Raw genomic sequence first — 7647 nt, 5'->3', positions numbered from 1 at the left:
TTTCGTACCGCCTGAACAGATCGATTCATAAGGAAACTATTTTTGATGGCCTGATAGGTAGAATGGTGGAACATCCACCAGTGAATTATGGAAAATTAAAACTCTGTAATTAACGTAGTAACTCTATACATTTAATCCTGCAGGAGCTGCAGGTTTAGCATTAAGGGAAAGTGGGGATTTTCCCCCATCTTCAAATATCCATATTGTATCCGTTAAAAATTCAGGAACATATAGCTTACCGTTATTAAAATCGATATTCATCGGCCGTTGAATATCTACTATAGAATCCAAGACTCGCCCGGCAGCATCTATTTTAATCAGGCGATAATGATCTGGATCTGAAAACCATAAATCATTGCCGGTTTTGGCAATTGCAAGAGGTCTGGCTTTAGCAGGAAGTTCTATTTTTTTTTCAAAACTCCATTTCTTATTTTCTTCATTACAACTGAAGAGCATAAGGGATAGAAGCAAAATCATCACAAATCTACTCATTACTTTCTGTGTTTTTACCATTTGATCTATCTAATATATAATGGCCTTTTTGGCAGGTTACTTATTAATTGGATTTTGAAACTCTTATAGGATTTCAGTCAGTTTAATTTTCCAGGTGCCGGATAAATTATCATCTTCAGCATCCTCAACAATCCCTTTTATCTTTATCGTTCCTGATTGCAATTTTGAAATTAAATCATCAGAAGATTCATTAGCCACTAAATAGGTTTCGTTATCAGTTTGAAGTTGAAAACCACCATTCTTATTTATTAATTTTCCTTCGATAACCACTTCAGCTTTTTTGGCTGAGAAACCATTCTTCTTAACTTCATCCTGTATTTGTTTCAAACTTAAATTGTTATTTTCAGAAAGCTTCAGGTAAGCTTTACCATCATTAAGACTAACCTTTACTTTTTCCAGACCATCCATTTTTTTAAGTCCGCGTTCTAGACCATATGCGCAGGGCGCACAATCCATCCCGAAAACTTCCTGATCTACTTTTTGAATCTGGGCATGGGAAATAAAACTTCCTAGTGCCATCACTACAATTAATATTGCTAATTTTTTCATTTCTTTCTTTTTTAAAATTTGTTTCTATTATAACCAATAACTTAAATTAAAAGAGACCCTGTAATTTTCTTTAACTGCACCAGGTATTAAATCCTGAACTATCGGAACTAATGCTCCAAAGGAAATCCCCCAGGCCCCATAAAGTCCCAAAAAGGAAGATCCTATCAATACTTTTTTGCTTCGTTCCTCTGTGAAATTTGGTTGAGCGATATATTTATTGTCTCCCGGGAATTCAGCCAATGATTCCACAAAGATCCTCCAATCGGGTTTTGGGTAATCTCCCATAAAAATATCCGGACGGTAACCCACTACTAAACTTGCATAAGGCAGGTCCCCAAGTTGTTCATTATCCCGTTCAAGATAATATTGATATCCGCCACCCAGCCATGCATACCAGGTCCTGGAGGCATATCCGGTAGAAATCGCCCCGTGAACAGAGTTCCCTACATTTACCTGTCCTCGAACATCATCAGTAGGAGCTGATACTCCAAAGATTACTGTAGATTCAAATCTTTTCCCAACCCCGAAGGCATTGGAAAAAAACCGATACCACAAGGAGGCTTCAATATCACTATTTGCAGGCATATTGCTGTTCCCGCGTGTTCTGGGAGAATTATCTAATCGTTCAATCATTGTAGGCGTGGTAAGGTTGATCTGTAAATCCTCAGTAATCCCATAAGAAAAAAGGTAGCGAAGCATATAGGAAGTTTCATCTTCTGTACTTAAACTCATCCCGGCCACATTTAAATTCACGCCACCCTTTGCAAGGGTTGGGGTTGGCAATCCATACAAAGGTCCATGTCCCTGGGCATTTGAAATCGATATAGCAGAAATACTTAAAATCGAACTCAATATAATTCTAATAAACGTAATTGGAATTTTCATGTTTGTTAGGTTTTCAAATATTAAGCTGCCATTGTTTTACAAGTCTCAGTGATACAGGTGTTGCAATCATCAATACATCGCTGCAATTCTGAACTTAATGGTTTCATAATAATGTCGGTTTTAGTTAATCTCTATTTATACGGACTGACCTAAGTTAAAAGGCCGTATCCATTTCTTTTTAAGCCTGACCTATTCCGGCTTCAATTAATTTTTCTTTGGTTATAGCTGAATCTTTATAGCAATCCAACAATTTTCCATTAATCGCCACGGCAGGAATCTTTTTGAGATTGTACTCCTTCATTTTGGCAATACAGGTTTTATCATCACACTGTTTTACCAGGTCATAAATTTGGACATCACAATTCCCACAGGCCAATTCTTTGACCATTTTCACTACGGGGTCGCATAGTGGACAACCAGCTGTGAATACTTCAACTTGTCTTTTCATAATAATTCATTTTAAAATTTAATTTATTTCAATAATTCAAAAGTACTACCCGCCCCCGGGCGGTCTCCAAATAAAAAAAGACCTAATTTTCATTAAGCCTTTTTTGGAGATAACAATACGTTTTGTCTTTTATGATTTTTCAGAGTCTGAGGCATTAATGCGTTTTCTAAGTTCATCAATTTCCTTCATTTGAGAGGTTAATGTGTCCAACTCAAGATCTGGGAAACGTTTCCGAATAAATTCGATTCGATCTTCATTCCCACAATCACCGGGGCAAGCCTCCACAGTTTCAGAAATTTTTATGGCCAGGGCCTTCCGATAGGTTTCATCCAGTAAAAGAAAATGTGCCTTATCCAATCCTTTTTGCGCTGCCTTAAACTGAAGCAGGATTTTATCGGGATCTACCTCTTCATCCAGCATTTTAATGAGTCCGCCTAATTGCCCTTTAATGCTTTGTAACCTGTTTTTGATGTCCTTACTTAAATCTCTTGGTATCATTTCCTTAAATCTTTAGGGAAGGCAAGTTAATTACCTCTAAGGGGTGGTCTCCAAATTTTTTATAACAAATTTAGCAACAACCTGCTCCCTCTTGTATAGGTGGACAGGCTACAGACCCATAAGAACAAAAGACACAACAATCCCCTTCTTTTGGTTTTAGAACCTGTTTACAGTGCCCACATTCGTAAAAAAACTGACAAGCAGTAGTGGGCATTGTTTCTTCTTTTTGATTCCCACAGTTTGGACAGGTGAGCGTAGATTTTAATTGTACATTCATAGTTTCAGATGTTTTATTTAAAGCATATGGGGAATATCAGAAGCCATAGTGGGATAGGTAAAAATCATGGTTCTAATCTCTTGCAATTTCATTTTTGTTTTTATCGCCATGGCGAAAATATTAATGACTTCCTCTGAATTGGGCCCGATTAAATGTGCTCCTAACAGGATTTGCTGCTCCTGATCTACAATTGTTTTAAATGCGTATTCCGGAACATTCAATCGCTTTGCATTGAACCATTCTTCCGCAGATTTATAGTTTACTTTATATTTTATTCCATCTGCTTTTGCCTGCTTTTCAGTTAAGCCAACGGAAGCCATAGTGGGTAAGGTAAAAACAACTGTTGGCATTGGCGGATAACTTACTTCTTTTTTATTTCCTTTTATAAGGTTGGATGCGAGGACATGACCTTCTAAAACTGCAACGGGAGTTAAAGGAAGTCCTTGTGTATTTGCCGAATCTCCTGCTGCATAAACGTTTGGGTTAGAAGTGCTTTGTAAATACTTGTTTACCTCAATTCCCTTTTTTGAATATGAAATATTTGCTTTTTCCAAATCAAGGTCAAAAATAGCAGGTGGCCTGCCCGCCGAATTAAAAACCGTCTCTGTGGTGAAAGTGGTTGCTTTGCCATTTTTGTTTCCTTTCACCTTATAGCCTTTTTCGGTTTTTTCTATGCCGGTAACTTCAGTTTCCAGAATTAAATTAACCCCTAAATTTTTTGTTGCTTCTACCAGATGTTTTACAATATCCTGTTCAAAGTTTTCTAAAGGCTTTTCACCACGATGTACTATGGTTACTTCAGCGCCGGCACGCGCAGCGATATGTGCAAACTCAAAGGCAATATATCCTCCCCCTATAAAGAGAAGGGATTTAGGTAGTTCTTTTAGATTAAGAAAATCGGTACTGGAAAGGGCATGTTCACTACCTTCAAAATCAAGTATCCTTGGTTTTGCCCCAGAAGCGATTACAATTTTATCTGCTTCAATAACCTCATCACCTACTTGCAAGGTATTGCCGGATAAAAATTTAGCGGAAGAGTGGTAAGTGTCTATATCCTTATTTTTGTATCCTTTTTCTATTTTGGGTGGCATGGCATCCACAAAAGACTGTTTAAATGCCATAATATCCTCCCAATTCACTTTGGGTACGGTATCTATTCCATTTCCTTTGAGCCTTTGGGAAAAATCGCGAACCTCTGTTGCTCCTATGATCACTTTTTTAGGATCACATCCTCTTAAAGCACAGGTTCCGCCATATGGTAATTCATCTGTTATCCCAACCTTAAGGCCTTTGGAAGCACATTTGTTAGCAACGGTCATTCCAGACATCCCGGAACCAATTACAAATACATCATATTTTTTCATCTACCCTTCTTTTTTGTTCTAGTGATTTACTACTTTATATCCTGTGCTGTTTATGGCCTTTTGGATTTCGGTTAAATCGACTTTAGTCTTATCGTATTTTACAATCGCACTCGCCATTTCATAGCTTGCCTTTACTGAAATAATACCATTCAGTTTGCCAACCTCATTTTGAATATGGCTCGCACAGCCTGCACAGGTCATTCCGGTAATGGCAAAAGTTTCTTCAACTATATTTTCTTGCTCTACGTAAACGATATCCTTTATAGGCTGGGAATAGAAAATGTGGGAGTAATAAGGAAATGTGAGCATGAGTCCGGCAAATAGCGTGACAAATACCAAAAACTTTTTAGACTGCCAGAAGGATGGCTTTTCATTTTCTTCACAGGCACAATCTATTTCATGTTTAGGTTTTAATTTCTGGTACCAGGCAAATGATATTATAAATATGGTAAGTGCAATGAGATATGGCCTAAAGGGTTCTATCCACGAAAAAGTAGATAGAAATCCAGTAGAACCTGCGATAAGGGCCAGTACCGGGACAATACAACAAATCGAGGCTCCTATGGCGGTTAGCACTCCTGCTAATACAGTTTTATTAGAGGTTTTCTTTGTTTCCATTTGTATAGAAGTTATGCAGTTTTTTTGATGATTTCTATGGAGTCGAAAATATTATCTAAAATGTTCTTTTCGTTTTTAACAATTGAATAATATAAAGTTTGACCTTCCCTTCTGGATTCAATAATGCCAGCATCTTTTATTTTCCTGAGATGTTGTGAGATTGCAGGAACACTCATTTCCAAAATATCAGCGATATCACAGGGACATAGTTCTTTTTCCATATCCAGGAGGAATAAAATTTTCAAACGAACCTCATTTCCTGCTAATGCCAGTATTTGACTCATTTTGCTGAAGCTCGCTGCAGATGCATTTAATACATTTTTGCATCGGTTAATTTGCTTATGATCTGCCTGAGCCCTGGTACAACTTATTTCTAATTTCATCTTTTGAATTTTACAGTTACAAATATATTATAATTTTATTATTTAAGCAAATACTTAAATATATTTATTTTTTAATCATCTCTGGTCAAAATTAGAGACTGAAAGAGACAAGAATATAGACTCGATTATAAATAACTCGAAGAGTAATAAAGATTTTATAAGACTCTAACGGTTACTCTATCTCGTGCATTTTGCTCCATTCTGCTTTATGATTGGCACGCAACTATTTCAATCCAATACTCCTTTGTTCTTTTCGTTAGGCTCCAATAAATCCCACATATTACCGTATAAATCTTCAAAAACTGCAACCATTCCATAATCCATTTGTTCCGGTGGCCTAACGAATTTTATTTCTTTCTCCTGCATTTTATTATAGTCCCTCCAAAAATCATCCGTATAAAGAAAGAGAAAAACACGGCCACCTGTTTGATTCCCAACACTCAAAGCTTGTTGTTCATTTGCCGCTTTGGCAAGTAGCAAACAACATTCTTTTGCTCCATTAGGAGCAACCATCACCCATCTTTTCTCTTCACCCAGTCTGGTATCTTCGATTAACAAAAAGTCTAATTTTTTGGTATAAAACTCAATTGCTTTATCATAATCATCAACGACCAATGCTATATGTGCTATTCTCTGTCTCAAATCCTTTTTTAATTATTTAATCCTTTTTATTCCGATAAAGTGAAAATTCCCTCAACAAACTCGCAGGATTGTTTTATTCTAATGTTTTTTCAAATTATAAGCTTTTCTAGTATGTTTGCCAACGTCTGTATACAACTACCGGTACCTATATTTCTTTATTGTTCCTCTAATCTAATGGATTTTGAATAGTTTTAAAATAGGGACGCCTTCTTGTGGCTTAGTTGTTTTTTCTTTGGTCTCTAAAATATCACTTTTCAATGGGATACCCACTAGTTGCGGGTAAACAATGTTAGCGGCTGGTGCTTTTGGTTATTAAATCCTTCACTTTTATAGCTTGCTCTAAATGCCTTTTTTCATGAGTAACTATAATATCGAATGCTGTTTCTAGTTTGTAAACAATATTCTTATTTGCAGGAGATGAAATCAGAGTTTTATTTTTTAAATAATTGTTAGAATTTTCAATGTATTCTTTAAGCTTATTTTGGTGTACTTGAAATTCTGCAAGTATGTTGTCAGATATTTCACTTTTTTCAGGTTCCCAGATCGGAAATGTTTTTGTTTTAGATTTATTTTCCGGTGAAACAGCTTTTAGAATTGCTTTTCCCATAAAAGATGAAATAAAACCAATTTTTGAAATAAAAGGTAATTCATTTTTTCCCCTTTTAAGGTTGTCAAAAATTGAGAAATATGTTCTATTCAAAACAATTAAGTGATTGATATTTTGAGCAATACTCCACGTTTCTGAATTCAGTTTCCAATTCAATTCATCCTTATTCAAATCTTTGAACTTTTGAATAAATTTTTCGGTTATATCATCTATTTCTTTAATCCAATTCATCATTTGCTCTTTTCTCGAATCTCCTCTATACTTGCTCCTAACGGACTTGTTTAAGGCAAGTAGCGTGGAGTAGTGCATTCTTGTCGGCTTAGTTGTTTCCAAAATATCACTTTTCAACCGAATGTCCGCTATTTGCTGGTAATTGATTTAATTTGTATAGCGTTTATTCTTCATATATGTCAAATTCAGCGGAAACTGATTTCATCAAATCTTTATCTTTAAATTCGCTGTTAGACATCTTTGACATTTTCTTTAAGTATAGGTCAAACTGCCCGTTTTTAAATATTGTTAACATTTTTCCACCTTTTTCACATCTTGCCGCGTGCCATATATTCGGAGGTATGGTAATAGTGTCTCCAGGTCGGCAGATTATACTTTCCTTATCAAAGATTAGCTCCACTTCACCTTCTAGAATATAAAATACCTCAGTCATGATTTTATGATGATGTCTAGGTAAATAAAAATCAGGTTTTATTCTGTCCTCAACAAGGCATAATTCTCCATTGGTATTATTTGAAGAGAGTTTGACAAAACAGTGATCTTCTGAATAATTATAATTCTCATATTGTTGGAATGTTGACACTTTCAGATGATACTATTTTTAATTTACAAATCATATAATTCCTAAGCTT

The 7647-nt window shown here is 35.8% G+C and carries 12 protein-coding genes; all 12 read right to left on the bottom strand.

Features of this window, described 5'->3' with window-relative positions:
• Window positions 1–123 precede the first annotated feature (123 nt).
• Window positions 124–492 (bottom strand): hypothetical protein, encoded by a 369-nt coding sequence (locus DHD80_RS18390; RefSeq protein WP_251742932.1) that lies wholly within the window; start codon window positions 490–492, stop codon window positions 124–126.
• An 84-nt stretch (window positions 493–576) separates the two neighbouring features.
• Complete coding sequence (locus DHD80_RS18385; protein ID WP_251742931.1) at window positions 577–1062, bottom strand: cation transporter; 486 nt, start codon at window positions 1060–1062, stop codon at window positions 577–579.
• Between the two features lie 27 nt (window positions 1063–1089).
• Window positions 1090–1947 (bottom strand): hypothetical protein, encoded by an 858-nt coding sequence (locus DHD80_RS18380; protein WP_251742930.1) that lies wholly within the window; start codon window positions 1945–1947, stop codon window positions 1090–1092.
• Window positions 1948–2125: 178 nt separating this feature from the next.
• Window positions 2126–2395 (bottom strand): thioredoxin family protein, encoded by a 270-nt coding sequence (locus tag DHD80_RS18375; protein ID WP_251742929.1) that lies wholly within the window; start codon window positions 2393–2395, stop codon window positions 2126–2128.
• Window positions 2396–2524: 129 nt separating this feature from the next.
• A complete protein-coding gene (locus tag DHD80_RS18370; RefSeq protein ID WP_251742928.1) occupies window positions 2525–2893 on the bottom strand; it encodes a metal-sensitive transcriptional regulator in 369 nt (122 codons plus the stop codon).
• A 70-nt stretch (window positions 2894–2963) separates the two neighbouring features.
• A complete protein-coding gene (locus tag DHD80_RS18365; protein WP_251742927.1) occupies window positions 2964–3170 on the bottom strand; it encodes a GDCCVxC domain-containing (seleno)protein in 207 nt (68 codons plus the stop codon).
• Window positions 3171–3187: 17 nt separating this feature from the next.
• On the bottom strand, window positions 3188–4534 hold the full coding sequence (locus DHD80_RS18360; protein WP_251742926.1) for an NAD(P)/FAD-dependent oxidoreductase: 1347 nt from the start codon (window positions 4532–4534) through the stop codon (window positions 3188–3190).
• 18 nt (window positions 4535–4552) lie between these two features.
• Window positions 4553–5152 carry a mercuric transport protein MerTP gene (gene merTP / locus DHD80_RS18355; RefSeq protein ID WP_251742925.1) on the bottom strand — a complete coding sequence of 200 codons (600 nt, stop codon included), beginning with the start codon at window positions 5150–5152 and terminating at the stop codon, window positions 4553–4555.
• Between the two features lie 11 nt (window positions 5153–5163).
• Window positions 5164–5535, bottom strand: a complete 372-nt coding sequence (locus DHD80_RS18350; RefSeq protein ID WP_251742924.1) for a metalloregulator ArsR/SmtB family transcription factor — start codon at window positions 5533–5535, stop codon at window positions 5164–5166.
• 228 nt (window positions 5536–5763) lie between these two features.
• Window positions 5764–6177, bottom strand: coding sequence for a VOC family protein (locus tag DHD80_RS18345; RefSeq protein ID WP_251742923.1), 414 nt, complete (start codon window positions 6175–6177; stop codon window positions 5764–5766).
• A 289-nt stretch (window positions 6178–6466) separates the two neighbouring features.
• Window positions 6467–7117, bottom strand: a complete 651-nt coding sequence (locus DHD80_RS18340) for a DinB family protein (protein ID WP_251742922.1) — start codon at window positions 7115–7117, stop codon at window positions 6467–6469.
• A gap of 61 nt (window positions 7118–7178) precedes the next feature.
• Entirely contained in the window at window positions 7179–7598 is a 420-nt protein-coding gene (locus DHD80_RS18335) for a cupin domain-containing protein (protein ID WP_251742921.1), read from the bottom strand.
• Window positions 7599–7647: the final 49 nt, after the last annotated feature.

The sequence above is a fragment of the Gramella sp. AN32 genome, assembly GCF_023718305.1.
GTDB classification, from domain to species: Bacteria; Bacteroidota; Bacteroidia; order Flavobacteriales; family Flavobacteriaceae; genus Christiangramia; species Christiangramia antarctica.
Note: the sequence above shows the minus strand (reverse complement) of the source record. Positions and strands in the feature narration are given on the sequence as shown.

What these genes read in the sequence shown, in the direction of transcription:
- DHD80_RS18370 (WP_251742928.1), bottom strand. Translation starts at nt 2,893, where the DNA reads ATGATACCAAGAGATTTAAGTAAGGACATCAAAAACAGGTTACAAAGC.
- DHD80_RS18350 (WP_251742924.1), bottom strand. Translation starts at nt 5,535, where the DNA reads ATGAAATTAGAAATAAGTTGTACCAGGGCTCAGGCAGATCATAAGCAA.
- DHD80_RS18365 (WP_251742927.1), bottom strand. Translation starts at nt 3,170, where the DNA reads ATGAATGTACAATTAAAATCTACGCTCACCTGTCCAAACTGTGGGAAT.
- merTP (WP_251742925.1), bottom strand. Translation starts at nt 5,152, where the DNA reads ATGGAAACAAAGAAAACCTCTAATAAAACTGTATTAGCAGGAGTGCTA.
- DHD80_RS18360 (WP_251742926.1), bottom strand. Translation starts at nt 4,534, where the DNA reads ATGAAAAAATATGATGTATTTGTAATTGGTTCCGGGATGTCTGGAATG.
- DHD80_RS18380 (WP_251742930.1), bottom strand. Translation starts at nt 1,947, where the DNA reads ATGAAAATTCCAATTACGTTTATTAGAATTATATTGAGTTCGATTTTA.
- DHD80_RS18385 (WP_251742931.1), bottom strand. Translation starts at nt 1,062, where the DNA reads ATGAAAAAATTAGCAATATTAATTGTAGTGATGGCACTAGGAAGTTTT.
- DHD80_RS18390 (WP_251742932.1), bottom strand. Translation starts at nt 492, where the DNA reads ATGAGTAGATTTGTGATGATTTTGCTTCTATCCCTTATGCTCTTCAGT.
- DHD80_RS18375 (WP_251742929.1), bottom strand. Translation starts at nt 2,395, where the DNA reads ATGAAAAGACAAGTTGAAGTATTCACAGCTGGTTGTCCACTATGCGAC.